The following is a 16,193-nucleotide window of genomic DNA, read 5'->3' as shown; positions in this document are numbered from 1 at the left end:
GATGGGGGCTGATAAAAAAGAAATAAAAATAACATATTTAGGTTATAATAATATGTACAAACATAAGCGAGGGGTTGAAAATGTAATTGACATTCAATCTCAAGCTTATGCAGAATCCTTTCATTATTATATTCATTGGGATACAAGCACAAAGGTTTATCGATATAATAACCTTCTCTGCATAGGTGTAAAAAAAGATGCAATCACTTGGATACTGGCTTTAAATAGTATACTCAATAAGATAAATAGAAGAGATGGGCAAATTTTGATTCATTCTCACAACCCACTAATGAGTGTCGTGAGCAAATTTCGTACAGATTTGTTTACAGTACACGATGGGCTTTATTATTTAGCCAAGTCGATAAATCATAAATTCAGGTATGTATTTTATGTTTTAGAAAAATTTATGTATAAAAGAAGTAAAATGATTCATTTTATTTCAAATTATTCAAAGTCAAAAAGCTTGTTCTCGTTAAAATCAAAGAAATTTGTTGTAATACCAAATACAAGTCATTACGAAATTATAGCTTCAAAATACTTACAGTCAAGAAAGGTTAGTGAGTCTTTTTTTAAAGAAGATAAATTTAAAATTTTTATAGTTAGAAGTATTGAAGAAAGGGCGAGAATAGATTTAATAATAGAAACTGCCTTAGCATTAGTTGATGAAAACATAGAAATTCTGATTGGCGGAAAAGGACCTTTATTAGACCACTATAAACAAAAAATAGAAGACCTTAAGCTTACAAATATTCACCTTTTAGGATATGTTAGTGATGAAAAATTATTAATGTTATATAGTCAATGTGATTTGGTTATTATGCCTGCAGAATTTGGAGAAGGATTTGGTTTGCCAATGATAGAAGGATATTTATTTGATAAGCCCGTCATTGCATCTAATAAGTGTGCAATACCTGAATTTATTTTTTCTGATGATTATCTGTTTGAAAACAACGTCGAGTCTATCTTACAAAAAATAAAATTTGTTAAGAATGGTAAAAAGGATAATTATAAAGACTACTACGAAAAAAGGTTTTCAAATAAAATAAATATTGGGGAGATGATTAAATTATATAACTCTCTTTAGATATGACAGTTTATATAATAACTTTTTTTTTATTCTTAATATTTGGTTATCTCGATTTTTGCATTGATTTGGATGTAAAAAAGAAGAATACGTTATATCGTATTTTATTTTTAATACTTGTATTTCAAGTAGGATTAAGATGGGAAACAGGAACTGATTGGATTGTATATAGAGATAATTTTGAAAATACCACATCTATTCAGATGGTTTTACTAGGAGTTTTAGATGGTTTTGAAATTGGATATGGTCTCTTTGTTTATTTCATAAGAAATTTAACAGACAATTATGTTATTTTTCTTTTTGTACATGCTCTCATATATTATCTACTTATTTTAAAGTCAAATAAGCAGTTAAGCCCATATCCTATTGTCTCTTTATTGCTCTTGTATGTTACAAATATGGGAGTTCTAGGGTCTAACAGACAACTATTAGCATTAGCAATCTGTCTGTTTTCCTTACAATATGTCTTTATTAATAAAAAGGCTTTATATTTTTTTCCGTTGGTGGCTTTTGCATCGCTTTTTCATACTACGGCAATTATTTTTGCTGTTTATTATTTTCTGGACAGGGATTTTAAAAAGTATCAAATTATACTAGTCTTAGGATTATCTTTTATTATTGGGAAGACTTCACTGCCAAGTTTATTGTTTTCTGGTTTTGGAAGCATGTTAGGAGGTACAGCGGCAATGAAAGCGGAAATTTATTCGAACACTGATAAAATACAAGATGCTAGTTTGAGTTTGATTGGACTGATTAGAAGAATAATGTATTTTGTACTTTTCTTATATAATTATGATAAGCTAGCCCAAAAAATTAAGTCGTATAGATTGTTGTTTAATGGCTTTGCATTTGGATTAGCATTTTACTTCTTATTCGCAGACACCCTTATAATTTTAGTAAACCGTGGGAGTTTGTACTTTAATATCATGGAAACTTTTTTATTAACAAGTCAGTTACTCTTATTTGTTGCAAAAGACAGAGGATATGTATTGTTTTTTATTTCCTTATATTCTATTTTACTTTTTTTTCAGTCAATTTCGGCATATGATGACTTATTTATTCCTTATGAAGGTATCTTCATTAATACTGACTTGCACAGGGAGATGCATTAATATATTCAAAATTTAATATGATACTTGTAGATGCAATATATGTAAATAATGGAGGAGGACGAATTTTATTAGATTATTTGATTCAAGAACTTGAACAAACAAATATTGAGGTTTTTTATTTAATAGACAGTCGAATTGAATTTGGTTTTTTTCAAATTAAAGATACCAATAAAATAGTATATCAAGAATCCTCACTATCAAAACGATTTCTTTTTTATAAAAAAAATAAAAGTAAGTTTAAAAAAGTTTTTGTGTTAGGAAATGTACCTCCTCCTGTAAAACTGAATGCTATCGTTTTTACTTATTTTCATAATTCAATTCTCTTTAATGTTCCTAAAGAATTTTCTTTTATCGAAAAAGTAAAATATAAACTAAAAGTCTTTTTAGTAAATTTTCTAAAAAAAAATACAAATTATTGGCTACTTCAGTCAGACATCTTAAAAGAGCAGTTTGTTCAAAAATTTGGAGAAAAAGAAAAGACGAATGTTTTGCCTTTTTATCCACCTTTAGGTCTGAAAAATGAAAAAAAAGATAAGATAACACAATTACATACTTATTTGTATGTAAGTAATGCACAGGAAAATAAAAATCATTCCAGACTTATTGAAGGATTTTGTAAATTTTATGATAAACATCATAAAGGAAAATTAATTGTGACAGTTAGTAAAAAGTATATTGAGATTTTTGATTTAATTCAGGAAAAGATAAATAAAGACTATCCAATAGAAAATTTAGGATTTATTGAAAGGGAGAAATTAATAGATATATATGAGAAATCTGAGTATGTTATTTTTCCATCTTTATCAGAAAGTTTTGGGCTGGGTATTATTGAAGGAATTGAATTGGGATGTAATGTGATTGCTTCTGATTTACCTTATACCTATGCAGTATGTGAACCTTCAATTGTTTTTAATCCAAATGATATAGACTCAATTTTTTTAGCTTTAGAGCTAAGTTTGCAGACTATGGTTTCAAAATCAAAACTAAAAACCTATAATCAAATTGATAAGTTGATTAGTAAGCTAAATTAGATTTTGAAAATAATTTTTATAAATATTTAAAGCAAAGAAAAAGAAAGAGATTTCATGAAGAGAATCAAAATTTTAGTAGCTACTTATAATGGAGCGAAATATATTTCAGAGCAATTAGAATCTATTTTAAATCAGAAAGATGTTGATGTAGACGTCTTCATAAGTGACGACGGAAGCACTGATAATACATTACAAGTTATAAAGAATGATTTTCCGGATTTAATTACTAAAACCAATACTCCTGGAACTGGCGCGGCAGCAACAAATTTTTTAAATATGGTTAGTAACCTAAATTTTGATGAAAATTTTGATTATGTAGCTTTTTCTGATCAGGATGATATCTGGTTGCCACAAAAAATGAAAAATGCTGTTGAGAAGTTAGATAGTGAACAAGCACATTTGTACTGTTCTAATCTTACAAAATGGGATACAGCTACTGGTGATTTAATTTTGCTAAAAAAAGATTTTGCACAAAGAAAATATGATTTTTTGTTCGAAGGAGGAAGCGCTGGCTGTACCTACGTTTTTACGAAAGATTTTGCTAAGGATTTTCAATTTTTTTTAAAAGATGTTCAGTCTGTAAATTGGAAATATTTTTCGCATGATTGGTTAACCTATTTTTTCGCCAGAAGTAGAAATCTAAAAGTAGTTATAGATTCCCAAAGTTATATTCACTATCGTTTACACGATTCAAATGTTCATGGTCATTTAAATAAACTTTCGATTGCGACAATTAGAGAAAAATCCAAACAGGTTTTAAATGGGTACTATCAAAGTCAGATTAAAGAATTTATCAAATATCTAGACATTTCTACTGAAGAATATAAAATTTATAAATTGTTTTTAGGAAATTATTTTCAAAGAAATTATGTTATATGGAAATATAATAAGGATTTAATGAGAGACAATAAAAAAAAGACAATGTTTATAATTCTTAATTTGTTAAATTTCAGATAATATAGTCATGTATAAATTTTTTTTGAAAAGACCACTTGATTTTATCATATCTATAGTGTGTATATGTCTTTTGATGCCAATTTTTATAATTGTTTTTGTTGGGCTATATTTAGCTAATGACGGAAAACCTTTTTTCTTTCAGTCGCGTCCGGGACTTAACGAAAAGGTTTTTAAAATAATCAAGTTTAAAACAATGAACGATAAAAAGGATGAAGCAGGAAATTTATTGCCTGACGCCGAGCGATTAACAAAAATTGGTTCTTATGTAAGAAAAACTTCTCTTGACGAAATTCCTCAACTATTTAATGTTCTAAGAGGAGAAATGAGTTTAATTGGCCCAAGACCATTACTGCCAGAATACTTGCCATTGTATAATGATTTTCAAAAACAGAGGCATAATATTAGGCCTGGTATAACAGGTTGGGCTCAAGTAAATGGACGAAATACTATCAGTTGGGAAGAAAAATTCAAATTTGATGTTTATTATGCGAATAACATTTCATTTTTATTAGATTTAAAAATAGTATTTTTAACTGTTGAAAAAGTTTTTAAATCAGAAGGAATAAATGCAGAGAATGTTGCAACAACAGAATCATTTAAAGGCAATTAATTATGGGTATGTTTATCAAAGCAATCGAGTATGTATATGCAAAAAATAAAATCACTAACAATTATTTACAAAAAAGATTTCCAGATTATGATTTTTCAAAATTTGAAGAAAAAGTAGGGATAAAGAATAGATATTGGGTAGATGAGAACGAAACAGCTTTTGATTTAGCAGTAAAAGCTTGTGAGAAGCTTTTTCAAAATCATGATAGACAAGAAATAGATTATATTTTATATTGTACACAAAGTCCTGAATATTTTTTGCCGACTACTGCTTGTATCTTACAGAATAAATTAGGAATTAAAAAAAGCATAGGAGCTTTAGATTTTAATCTAGGTTGCTCTGGTTACACCTATGGAGTAAGTCTTGCTAAAGGATTAATTAGTTCAGGACAGGTAAAAAATGTACTACTGGTAACCGCAGAAACTTATTCTAAATATCTTCATCCAAATGATAGATCGAATCGCTCAATTTTCGGAGATGCCGCTGCTGCAACCTTAATATCATATTCAAATGAAGAGGAAAATATTGGAAACTTTTTATTTGGGACCGATGGCTCTGGTTATGATAAATTAATAGTTAAAAATGGATGCAGTAGATTTAGGTATGATCCAGATTCTCCAGAAATTATTTATGGAACTGATAATAGTTATACTGATAATCATTTGTATATGAATGGACCAGATGTATTTAATTTTACTAATGAAGTTGTGCCAAATTTTACAAAAGAAATAGTTGAACTAAACAATTTGAGTTTAGACAACATTGATCAATTTGTTTTTCATCAAGCAAATGCATATATGTTAAACTTTATGCGCAAAAGATTAAAAATTTCAAGTGATAATTTTTTTATTGATCTGGAAGATGGTGGAAACACTGTTTCCTGTACGATACCAATTGCATTAAAAAAATATAGTGAATTAATTAACAAAGAAACTACAATAATTATTGTCGGATTTGGAGTTGGTCTTTCTTGGTCAGGAGGACTTATTAAAATAAAAAGTAAATTATAATATTATGAAAAAAGTTGATTTTATTTCAGGATTAGCAGAAGAGCTGGAAATTGAGACTACTCTAGAAACTACAACAAATCTAAAAGATTTGGATGAATGGGACTCTATGGCAGCTATGGTTTTAATTGGTTATGTTTCAAATGAATTTGGAGTTACCTTAAATGCAGACGATTTGAAAGATATAACTACAATCGAATCATTGATCGAAAGAATAGGACTAGAAAAATTTAATTAATATGCTTCAGGAATTTCAAGGTGTAGAAATTGAAGCCATTAGTGCTTGCGTTCCGAGAAGAAAAATTTTCAATAATTCTTTTGGAGATCTGTTTTCTCCAAAAGAATACAGAGTTTTTGAAAAAACGGTTGGCATTACTGAAAGACGTTGGGCCGAAGATGAAGTAACTGCTTCAGACTTAGGATATGCTGCTGCATTAGATTTAATTAATAAATACGAAGTAAATAAAGAAGATATCCAATGCTTGATTTTTTTGAGTCAAACGCCAGATTATAAAATTCCATTTACATCAAATATTTTGCAGCACAAACTCGAATTGAAAAAGGAAATTCTGTGTTTAGATATTAATGCCGGTTGTGCGGGATTTATTCAGGGTTTAAGTACAGCTTTTTCAATAGCTAAATCTCTAAAAAAGGGAAAAGTTCTTTTTATAGTAGCAGAAACTCTTTCAAAAATACTTTCAACTGAAGATAGAAGTACTGCAATGTTGTTTGGTGACGCTGCAGCTGCGGTTTTGATTGGTTGCAACGAATTAAATCAAGATAAAACGTACTTTAATTTCTTCTCTGATGGAGGAAATGCCGATGCAATACAAATACCAGATGGAGGGTATAGAAATGGAATTTCAAAAGAAAGTTTAGATATTATAACTGACGAGCTGGGAAATAAAAAGCATAATCTTCATTTAACTATGAATGGCCCAAAGGTTTTCGATTTTACATTAAGAGAAATTTCAAAAAGCATTGAAAAATTGTTAGATAAAGTAAATGTTAAAAAAGAAGATGTCGATTATTATCTTTTGCATCAATCTAATCAATTTATTATAAAACAAATAGCACAGCAATTAAAAGTTGAGCAAGAGAAAATGCTTTTGAATATTAATATTTTCGGAAACACTAGTGGCGTTTCAATTCCCCTTTTAATGTGTTCGAATAATACTTTATTGAATGATTCTCAAAATATATTAATGAGCGGATACGGTTCAGGATTAAACTGGGGTAATTTATTAATTAATATATCTAAAACTAAAATTTTTGATATAATCGAAATATAATAGCTGATGAAAGCTTTAATAAAGCCAAAAGAATATTTTATAAAAGAAATTTTTGAAAAAGAAAAGGAAGAATTGTTTTCAGAAATTTGGAATTTCGTCGGTTTTACCTCAGATTTTGCTGAGGTAAATGACTTTGTTGTTTATGACGCCTGTGGGATATCTGTTGTTATACAAAATTTGAAGGGTAAAATTCGAGCATTTAAAAATGTATGTTCTCATAGACACTCATTAATTCAAACCGCCGAAAAAGGTAACAGGCCACTAATGTGTCCTTATCACGGATGGGCTTATAATGACAGAGGAATTCCTTTTGGAATTCCTAAAAAACCGTTTTTTAATTTTAGTAAAGAAGATTTAGAATGTCTTAAACTGGAAGAGTACTCAGTAGATATCTGCGGATCATTGGTCTTTTTAAAAATAAAGCAAGATGAAACGAGTCTTCAGGATTATTTGGGTAATTTCTTTGATGAGATAGAAAAAATGTCTAATAATTTTGGAAAACGGGTTGATTTAAATGAAATAGAGATTGAATGTAACTGGAAAATTGTAGTTGAGAATACTTTAGAAAGCTACCATGTTGCATTAATTCATTCAGAAACTTTTCAAAAATTGGGAGCTGACGGGTTGGATTTTTCTTTTTCCAAGAATCATTCAATGTGGAATGCAGAGGTTTTGATGAAAGAAAATGAAGGAAAGCAAGCCAAAGTTCATAAACCATTTCAAGAAAGAAACTATATAATTGAGGGATATAAACATTTACTAGTTTTTCCTAATATTTTAATTTCATCAACGTACGGAATTTCTTTCAATTTATCGCAAATTATTCCTCTTTCAGAAAATAAAACATTGTTTAAAAGTTTTGTTTTTATTACAAAAAAAGAGGACGAGAGTAATGGTAATGGTTCTGTTTTAGAGAAAGTGTATGAAGAAAGCCTGGTAGACTTTAATCGCAAGGTTTTTGATGAAGATAAAGCTATTTGTCAAGAAGTGCAAAGAGGTGTCAAATTTTCTTCTTACGACGGAGAATTAAGCGAAGAAGAGGAAAGGGTTCTTTATTTTCAACAGATGTATAAAAAATATTTGAAATGATACATAACAAAAAGATATTAGTTACTGGAGCTACATCTGGAATAGGATTGGCTCTTTGTGATTTTTTAATAAAGCAGGAATGTAGCGTCATAGCGGTGGGCAGAGATCAAAGTAAAATTGAGAACCTTGTTAAAAAGTCTGATGATAAATTAAAATTTTTATCTTTTGATTTAATTGATTTTTTGAACTATTTTAAGATATTCGACGAAATGCTGGCGGGAGAAAAATTTGATGGTTTTGTTCATTGCGCAGGGATAGAAGAAACTTTGCCATTAACAATGTATAATCCTGAAAATGTAAAACGAATATTTGATATTAATGTGTTTTCTGGCATTGAATTACTGAGACACTTTTCTAAGAAAAAATATTCAAATGATGGAGCTAGTGTAGTCTTCCTTTCCTCTGTTATGGGAGATTTGGGTCAGCCTGGTAAAATTGGATATTGTGCGACAAAATCTGCTATTTTGGGAATCGTAAGATCATCTGCTCTAGAGCTTGCAAAAAGAAGATTCAGAGTGAATGCAATATCTCCTGGCGTTGTAAATACACCAATGACCCAAAAATTATTTTCGCAAATTGAAGATGACAATATTCAAAGAATTAAAGAAATGCATCCACTGGGTATTGGTGAAGTAGATGATGTTGTACCCGTGATAACATTTTTGTTATCAGATTCTAGTAAATGGATAACAGGACAAAATATAAAAGTTGATGGAGGGTACTCAATACAATAGTTTAGAAATTATCATTTTAGGAGCAGGCGGGCTAGCACGAGAAATTGCTAGTTGGCATAATACATCTTCTGAAGAAAATTATACAAAGATAATAGGTTTCATGGATGAAAATCTAGAAGCTTTGAATGATTATGAGATCGATCAAAAGGTTCTTGGCAAGATAGAACTAGATAAAATAGAAAAAAATCAATCAGTAATCTGCGCAATTGCAGATGTAAATGTAAAGGAGAAATTGTTTGATCAATTAATTAAATCCCAAACGTCAATTTTTTCTTTTATACATAAATCCTGTTTTATTGGTGAACGAACAATCTGTGGAGAAGGATTAGTTTTGCTTCCTTATGCAATTATATCATGTGATTCAAGAATTGGGAACCTTGTTTTTATTAATAATGGTTCTCAGATTGGTCATGATGTTGTCATTGGGGATTTTACTAGCATCATGGCAAATGTAGATATAGGTGGTGGTGCACAGATAGGAAAAAATGTTTTTATAGGTTCTAATGCTGTAATTCTTCCAGGGGTTAAAATTCCCGATGATACGAGAATTGGAGCAGGTGCAGTGGTTTTAAAATCTATTAAAAATAAAGGAACTTATTTTGGCAACCCAGCAAAAAAAATATTTTAAAAAATGAGTGATTCAAAAATATGGCTTTCTTCACCGCACATGGGAGGTACAGAGCAAAAATACGTGCAGGAAGCATTTGATACAAATTGGATAGCTCCTTTAGGACCTAATGTTAATGGCTTTGAAAAAGACCTGGAAAGCTATCTGAATGAAAACGTTTATGTTGGAGCTTTAAGTTCTGGTACAGCAGCAATACATTTAGGATTAATTTTATTAGGCATTAAATCTGGTGATGAAGTTATTTGTCAAAGCATGACATTTTCAGCTTCTGCAAATCCTATATTATATCTTGGTGCAACTCCTGTTTTTATTGATAGTGAAAAAGAGACTTGGAATATTTGTCCAATTGCGTTAGAAGAAGCTATAAAAGATAGAATTTCAAAGGGAACCAAACCAAAAGCGATTATAGCGGTACATCTTTATGGGATGCCTTACAAAGTTGAAGAAATAAATGCGATTTCAAAAAAGTATGAAATTCCTGTTTTGGAAGATAGTGCCGAGGCTTTGGGGAGTTATTATAAAAATCAAAAATGTGGAACTTTTGGGGAAATAGGAGTGCTTTCTTTTAACGGAAATAAAATTATAACAACTTCTGGTGGAGGTGCAATTGTTGCTAAAAGTAAGGAAACGAAAGATAAAGCTGTCTTTCTTTCAACCCAAGCCAGAGATAATGCGCCACATTATCAACATAGCGAAGTTGGTTATAATTACCGAATGAGTAATATATGTGCGGGAATTGGCCGTGGACAAATGGAAGTGTTAGATTCACATGTTCATTTACGTAGAGCAATGCATAGTTTTTATAGAGATCTTTTTAGTAAAATTGACGGGGTCATTGTTCTTACAGAGATGGATGATAATTGTTTTTCAAATCATTGGCTTTCAGTTATTACTATTGATAGGAAAAAGATTGGGAAAACAGCGGAAGATCTTAGAATAGCATTTGAACAATGCAATATCGAAAGTCGTCCATTATGGAAGCCAATGCATCTACAGCCAATTTTTCAAAGTTACCCTTATTATGGTAATAATGTAGCTGAAAGTTTGTTTGAAAATGGATTATGCTTGCCATCAGGGTCAAATCTAACAATGGATGATAAGAACAGAATAGAGGAAGTGATTACAACTTTTTTTAAATCATAAAAATACGATTACGCATATAATATGAAAATTGAAGAAACATTTATAAAAGATTTAGTTGTTGTAGAGCCAACTGTTTTTGGTGATGAAAGAGGGTATTTTTTTGAATCATATAGTAAAACTAAATTTGAAGATTTAGGAATTAATATTGATTTTGTTCAAGATAATCAGTCTTTTTCAAAAAAAGGAACTTTAAGAGGGTTACATTATCAAAATCCTCCTTTTGCTCAAACTAAGTTAGTACGTGTGCTAGAAGGTGAAATTATTGATGTGGCGGTAGATTTGAGAAAAAAATCTCCAACTTTTGGAAAATCATTTAGTATTTTATTATCAGCTGAAAATAAAAAACAATTGTTGGTTCCACAAGGATTTGCTCATGGTTTTTCGGTTATCAGTGAAACAGCATCTGTTATGTATAAATGTGATCAATTTTATAATAAAGGTTCTGAAGGGGGTATTAAATTTGATGACCCATCTTTAAATATTGATTGGGGATTGGATTTAAATGAGGCAATTGTCTCAGAGAAAGATCAAGTTTTACCTTTTATTGAAAATTGTAACAGTCTATTTTAAATGAAAAAGATTCTTGTAACAGGAGCGAATGGACAATTAGGGTCAGAGCTTAAAGTTTTATCTCAAAATAATGAAAATTATGAATGGTTTTTTGCGGATCGAACCAAAATAACATTAGATAATTTAGAATTGCTTAAAACCCAGTTAAAAGATATCGAACCAGATATAATTTTAAATTGTGGAGCTTATACAGCAGTTGATAAAGCAGAAAGTGAAAAGGAATTAGCTTTTAGAATAAATCACTTAGCTGTTGGAGTAATTGCAAAATATGCTTCAGAAAATAAAGCAAAATTACTTCATGTTTCAACAGATTATGTTTTTGACGGAACTTCTTCACTAGCTTTAAATGAAGAAGCGAAAACAAATCCGATTAATGCATATGGACAAAGTAAATTGGCAGGAGAAATTGTATGCTTAAAAGAAAATTCAGATTCAATTATTATTAGAACGTCATGGGTTTACAGCTCATTTGGTAATAATTTTGTTAAAACTATGCAGCGCTTGATGCAGGAAAGAGAAGCAATTAATGTAGTTAACGATCAAATAGGTTCGCCAACTTATGCTGCTGATTTGGCACAAGCGATGATAGATATTCTTATATCTCCAGTGTGGATTCCTGGAATTTATAATTATTCAAATGAAGGTGAAATAAGTTGGTACGATTTTGCGTTGAGCATTAAAGAATTTGGAGGGTATAATTGTAATGTTGGAGGGATTCCTTCGGCATCATATCCAACTCCGGCAAAACGTCCAGAATTTTCGTTATTGGATAAGAAAAAAATTAAAGAGATTTATAATTTAGATATTCCAGAATACAAGGAAAGTTTAAAAAAAATGTTTAAACAAATATAAAAAGTCACAAGATTTTGATTTTAGATTTACTTTAAAAGAAATCTAAAATCTAAAATCTAAAATCAATATTTATGAAAGGAATTATACTAGCAGGTGGTTCAGGCACTCGCTTACACCCTTTGACTTTGGCAGTGAGTAAGCAAATGATGCCAGTTTATGATAAGCCGATGATTTATTATCCATTATCAACTTTAATGATGTCAGGAATTAATGAAATATTGATTATTTCTACTCCTCATGATTTGCCAAATTTTAAAAAACTGCTTGGAGACGGATCAAGTTTAGGATGCAAATTTAGTTATGCAGAACAAGCAATACCAAATGGTCTTGCTCAAGCCTTTGTAATTGGTGAAGAATTTATTGGAAATGATGATGTCGCTTTAATATTAGGTGATAACATATTTTTTGGTTCTAACATGCAAGAACTTTTAAAATCAAACACAAAGCCACATGGAGGAGTTGTGTTTGCTTACCATGTTTCAGACCCGGAACGTTATGGAGTAGTTGAATTTGATGAAAATTTTAAAGCAATCTCTATTGAAGAAAAACCACTTGAACCAAAATCAAGTTACGCAGTTCCGGGATTATATTTCTACGACAATTCTGTAGTGGAAATTGCAAAAAATATTAAACCGAGTGCACGCGGTGAATATGAAATCACAGATGTTAATAAAGTCTATTTAGAAAGAGAAGCTTTAAAAGTTGGTATTTTAAGCAGAGGAACAGCTTGGTTAGATACAGGAACTTTTAATAGTCTAATGCAGGCTGGGCAATTTGTTCAAGTCTTAGAAGAGAGGCAAGGACTAAAAGTGGGATGTATTGAAGAAATTGCGTGGAGACAAGGCTTTATTGATGATGCTCAATTAGAAGAACTTGCATTGCCTTTAGTAAAATCAGGTTACGGTACGTATTTAATCGAATTTTTAAAACAGAAGAAAAAAGGAGTTAAATTTTAATTTACTTACACAAATACATTTTTAAACGTTTAATTTGTATTTTTGTAAGACCTACAAAATTGCAGAATCAAAATTGATACCATTGAATACAGATAAACAGGCCAAAATAGCTGACGTGTTGCACAACTCGTTATCTCCTAGAAATCTAAGGGCGCATATTAATAACCTTAGCTATTTGCCTAGGTGGATTATTGTTGCCATAGATGTAATGGTCCTGATTTTTTCATTTACATTTACTTATATGCTGTTTGAAGGAACAGCGTTGGGCTATATTATTACCTCTCATGATTTTTACTTTGTTTCTAGTTTAATAATTATTAACATATTTTTCTTCTGGTTATTCAGGACTTATTCGGGAATTATTAGGCATTCCTCTTATATTGATGCGATAAAGTTGCTGTTTTCACAAATGTCAGTTTTGGTTTTCTTTTTATTTTTCAATTTAGTTTTTGAATTATACACAGGACATAAGGCTTTTTTAAATACGGCGCTTTTTATTAATTTGGTTTTGTCCTTTTGCGGGTTGTTTTTATATCGTGTAATTGTTAAGCAAACTTTCGAATTGTATTTTTCAGAAAAGGCAAATACAAAACTTATCAGAACTGTAATTTATGGTACAGATGCTAACGCAATTTCTGTTGCCAATGCATTAAAATTTGAAACACCTTCCCGATTTAAAATTGTTGGATTTGTTGATAAAAACAATCAAAATGCATCTAAGAGAATGTTGGATTTGCCAATTTTGATTTTGAGGAAAAAATTGCCTGCTTTAATGCGTTCTGTGGCAGCAGAAGGTGTAATTATTGCGGATAAAAGTTTGTCTAAAGATGAGCAATTAATTATTGTTGATCAATGTTTGGAATTTAATTACCGGGTTTATACCGTTCCGCTGATTTCAGATTGGGAAAATCAAAAAGAGATTTCGCAGAAAGTTAAAAATATTCAGATTGAGGATTTACTAGAAAGAAAACCAATTGTTTTAGATAGTAAATCAATTTCTAAGCAATTAAAAGATAAAACAATTTTAATTACTGGCGCAGCAGGATCTATTGGAAGTGAAATAGTGAGACAAGTTCTTGGATTTAATCCAAAAGTTGTAATTATTTTAGACCATGCCGAAACTCCTTTGCATAATTTATGTTTAGAGACATTTGCAATGAAGGCAGAAACTAAAATAGTTGCTGTAATTGCCGATGTAAAAAGTAAAAAAGCATTAGATAAAGTTTTTAAAAACTATAATCCGCATGTAGTTTTCCACGCAGCGGCTTATAAGCACGTTCCATTGATGGAAGAAAATCCGTCACAAGCTATTTTGACTAATATAAAAGGTACCAAAAATTTAGCAGACTTGTCGTGTAAATACCATGTTAAGAAGTTTGTCATGGTTTCAACGGATAAAGCTGTTAATCCTAGCAATGTCATGGGAGCGAGCAAGCGAATTGCAGAGAAATATGTACAGTCTTTATTTTTGAAAAATCAAAGAGAAAATAATGAGGGAAGTACAAAATTCATTACAACACGTTTTGGAAATGTTTTAGGCTCAAATGGATCAGTTGTTCCTTTGTTTACGAAACAAATTGCAGAAGGAGGTCCGGTAACCATAACGCATCAAGATATTATTCGTTATTTCATGACTATTCCTGAAGCCTGCCAATTAGTTCTTGAAGCGGGAGCAATGGGTAATGGAGGTGAAATTTATATCTTTGATATGGGTAAACCGGTTCGTATTATTGATTTGGCGAAAAAAATGATCAAATTGGCTGGTTTTATTCCAGACAAAGAAATCAAGATAAAGATAGTTGGTTTGCGACCAGGAGAAAAACTTTATGAAGAATTACTAAATGATACTTCTAAAACGTTGCCAACCTACCATAACAAAATTATGATTGCTCAAGAAATTCAAGATGAATATGAAAATTTGCATACCGACATTGATGAATTGATTGGTATTGCTGATTTCTATGATAATGATGATATTGTAGCAAAAATGAAAAAAATTGTTCCTGAGTTCAAAAGTATGAATTCTGCTTTTGAAGTTTTGGACAAGTAATATTCATATAATATTGAATTTTAATTCTAATTGTAAGAAAAAGGTGTTTTTTAAGAAAAACACCTTTTTGCTTTTTTGCGAATTTGTAAAAGAGTAAAAATCTTGTTAATTCAGTAGATTTTCATTTTTTGACATAACAAATTGTATTTTAAAAATACTATCATTGCTTTTATAAATTCATCTTTTTTATATTGCACAAAAATTAAATAATTCTTGCATCCCCAATTTAAATGGAATTAAAAACTACAGTTTACCAAAAAAAAAATAACACCAAAATCGGTAAACTTTTAAAAGAAAGCCTTAGTGACATGTATACCTCCCGTTTTCTGGCAAAGCAATTAGCCATTCGGGATATTAAGGCACAATACCGTCAATCTTATTTAGGCATTATCTGGGCATTTATTACGCCTTTGTCAACAGCTTTAGTTTGGATTATTTTAAGCAAATCAGGAACGGTTACATTATCAGATACCGGAGTTCCTTATCCTGTTTTTGTTTTCTCTGGAACATTGTTGTGGTCTATTCTTATAGAATCGATTAACGCACCAATGGCAAATACTAATGGTGCAAAAGGAATACTTTCTAAAATTAATTTTCCAAAGGAAGCTTTAATCTTGATGGGGGTTTACAAGTTGCTGTCCAATAGTTTTGTGAAGATAGTTTTGCTGTTAGTTTTCTTAATTGTGTATGGAGTAGGTTTTCATTATTCGATTCTGTTATTTCCGCTTGCGTTTTTAGGAATTATTTTTTTTGGGACAAGTATAGGTTTATTTATTACTCCTTTAGGAATGCTTTATAATGATATAAGTAAAATAATTAGTATGGGACTTAGTTTTTTGATGTATGCTACGCCCGTAGTTTATGCAATTCCTAAAACAGGATTGCTTAAGACTTTAATGGAAATAAACCCTTTAACACCGCTATTGTTAACTACTAGAAATCTACTATTCGGACAAGACTTGGATTATTTAATATATTACTTTGGGGTTTTTGCTGTTTGTATCCCTTTGTTTTTTTTAGGATTAGTTTTTTACAGAATTTCTATTCCGATAATTGTTGAACGTATGAGTGCTTAATA

General features: G+C 30.3%; 17 protein-coding genes. All 17 read left to right on the top strand.

The window, feature by feature from the left end; genetic code table 11:
- Window position 1: 1 nt before the first annotated feature.
- The 17 genes from EV145_RS12220 (at window position 2) to EV145_RS12140 (ending at window position 16,191) form a co-directional block, all read left to right on the top strand.
- Window positions 2-1,084 carry a glycosyltransferase gene (locus EV145_RS12220; protein ID WP_133525496.1) on the top strand — a complete coding sequence of 361 codons (1,083 nt, stop codon included), beginning with the start codon at window positions 2-4 and terminating at the stop codon, window positions 1,082-1,084.
- 2 nt (window positions 1,085-1,086) lie between these two features.
- Window positions 1,087-2,196 carry an EpsG family protein gene (locus EV145_RS12215; protein WP_133525495.1) on the top strand — a complete coding sequence of 370 codons (1,110 nt, stop codon included), beginning with the start codon at window positions 1,087-1,089 and terminating at the stop codon, window positions 2,194-2,196.
- A gap of 17 nt (window positions 2,197-2,213) precedes the next feature.
- Window positions 2,214-3,227 (top strand): glycosyltransferase, encoded by a 1,014-nt coding sequence (locus EV145_RS12210; RefSeq protein WP_133525494.1) that lies wholly within the window; start codon window positions 2,214-2,216, stop codon window positions 3,225-3,227.
- A 54-nt stretch (window positions 3,228-3,281) separates the two neighbouring features.
- Window positions 3,282-4,184, top strand: coding sequence for a glycosyltransferase (locus EV145_RS12205; protein ID WP_133525493.1), 903 nt, complete (start codon window positions 3,282-3,284; stop codon window positions 4,182-4,184).
- A 7-nt stretch (window positions 4,185-4,191) separates the two neighbouring features.
- Window positions 4,192-4,794 (top strand): sugar transferase, encoded by a 603-nt coding sequence (locus EV145_RS12200; protein ID WP_133525492.1) that lies wholly within the window; start codon window positions 4,192-4,194, stop codon window positions 4,792-4,794.
- 2 nt (window positions 4,795-4,796) lie between these two features.
- Window positions 4,797-5,804 carry a ketoacyl-ACP synthase III gene (locus EV145_RS12195; RefSeq protein ID WP_133525491.1) on the top strand — a complete coding sequence of 336 codons (1,008 nt, stop codon included), beginning with the start codon at window positions 4,797-4,799 and terminating at the stop codon, window positions 5,802-5,804.
- A 4-nt stretch (window positions 5,805-5,808) separates the two neighbouring features.
- Window positions 5,809-6,039, top strand: coding sequence for an acyl carrier protein (locus EV145_RS12190; protein WP_133525490.1), 231 nt, complete (start codon window positions 5,809-5,811; stop codon window positions 6,037-6,039).
- 1 nt (window position 6,040) lies between these two features.
- On the top strand, window positions 6,041-7,093 hold the full coding sequence (locus tag EV145_RS12185) for a ketoacyl-ACP synthase III (protein ID WP_133525489.1): 1,053 nt from the start codon (window positions 6,041-6,043) through the stop codon (window positions 7,091-7,093).
- Window positions 7,094-7,099: 6 nt separating this feature from the next.
- Window positions 7,100-8,182 carry an aromatic ring-hydroxylating oxygenase subunit alpha gene (locus EV145_RS12180; RefSeq protein WP_133525488.1) on the top strand — a complete coding sequence of 361 codons (1,083 nt, stop codon included), beginning with the start codon at window positions 7,100-7,102 and terminating at the stop codon, window positions 8,180-8,182.
- Window positions 8,179-8,916, top strand: coding sequence for an SDR family NAD(P)-dependent oxidoreductase (locus tag EV145_RS12175; protein WP_133525487.1), 738 nt, complete (start codon window positions 8,179-8,181; stop codon window positions 8,914-8,916). The genes EV145_RS12180 and EV145_RS12175 overlap by 4 nt, the downstream gene beginning before the upstream one ends.
- Entirely contained in the window at window positions 8,894-9,544 is a 651-nt protein-coding gene (locus tag EV145_RS12170; protein ID WP_133525486.1) for an acetyltransferase, read from the top strand. Before EV145_RS12175 ends, EV145_RS12170 begins: the two co-directional genes overlap by 23 nt.
- A gap of 3 nt (window positions 9,545-9,547) precedes the next feature.
- A complete protein-coding gene (locus tag EV145_RS12165) occupies window positions 9,548-10,687 on the top strand; it encodes a DegT/DnrJ/EryC1/StrS family aminotransferase (protein WP_133525485.1) in 1,140 nt (379 codons plus the stop codon).
- Window positions 10,688-10,708: 21 nt separating this feature from the next.
- Window positions 10,709-11,257, top strand: a complete 549-nt coding sequence (gene rfbC / locus EV145_RS12160; protein ID WP_133525484.1) for a dTDP-4-dehydrorhamnose 3,5-epimerase — start codon at window positions 10,709-10,711, stop codon at window positions 11,255-11,257.
- Window positions 11,258-12,109, top strand: coding sequence for a dTDP-4-dehydrorhamnose reductase (gene rfbD, locus EV145_RS12155; RefSeq protein ID WP_133525483.1), 852 nt, complete (start codon window positions 11,258-11,260; stop codon window positions 12,107-12,109).
- A 71-nt stretch (window positions 12,110-12,180) separates the two neighbouring features.
- A complete protein-coding gene (gene rfbA, locus EV145_RS12150; RefSeq protein WP_133525482.1) occupies window positions 12,181-13,065 on the top strand; it encodes a glucose-1-phosphate thymidylyltransferase RfbA in 885 nt (294 codons plus the stop codon).
- An 82-nt stretch (window positions 13,066-13,147) separates the two neighbouring features.
- Window positions 13,148-15,115 (top strand): polysaccharide biosynthesis protein, encoded by a 1,968-nt coding sequence (locus EV145_RS12145; RefSeq protein ID WP_133525481.1) that lies wholly within the window; start codon window positions 13,148-13,150, stop codon window positions 15,113-15,115.
- Between the two features lie 308 nt (window positions 15,116-15,423).
- Window positions 15,424-16,191, top strand: a complete 768-nt coding sequence (locus tag EV145_RS12140) for an ABC transporter permease (protein ID WP_243739255.1) — start codon at window positions 15,424-15,426, stop codon at window positions 16,189-16,191.
- The last annotated feature ends 2 nt before the right edge of the window (window positions 16,192-16,193 follow it).

The organism is Flavobacterium sp. 245, assembly GCF_004362055.1.
Taxonomy (GTDB): domain Bacteria; phylum Bacteroidota; class Bacteroidia; order Flavobacteriales; family Flavobacteriaceae; genus Flavobacterium.
This window is presented reverse-complemented; position numbering and strand designations above follow the sequence as displayed.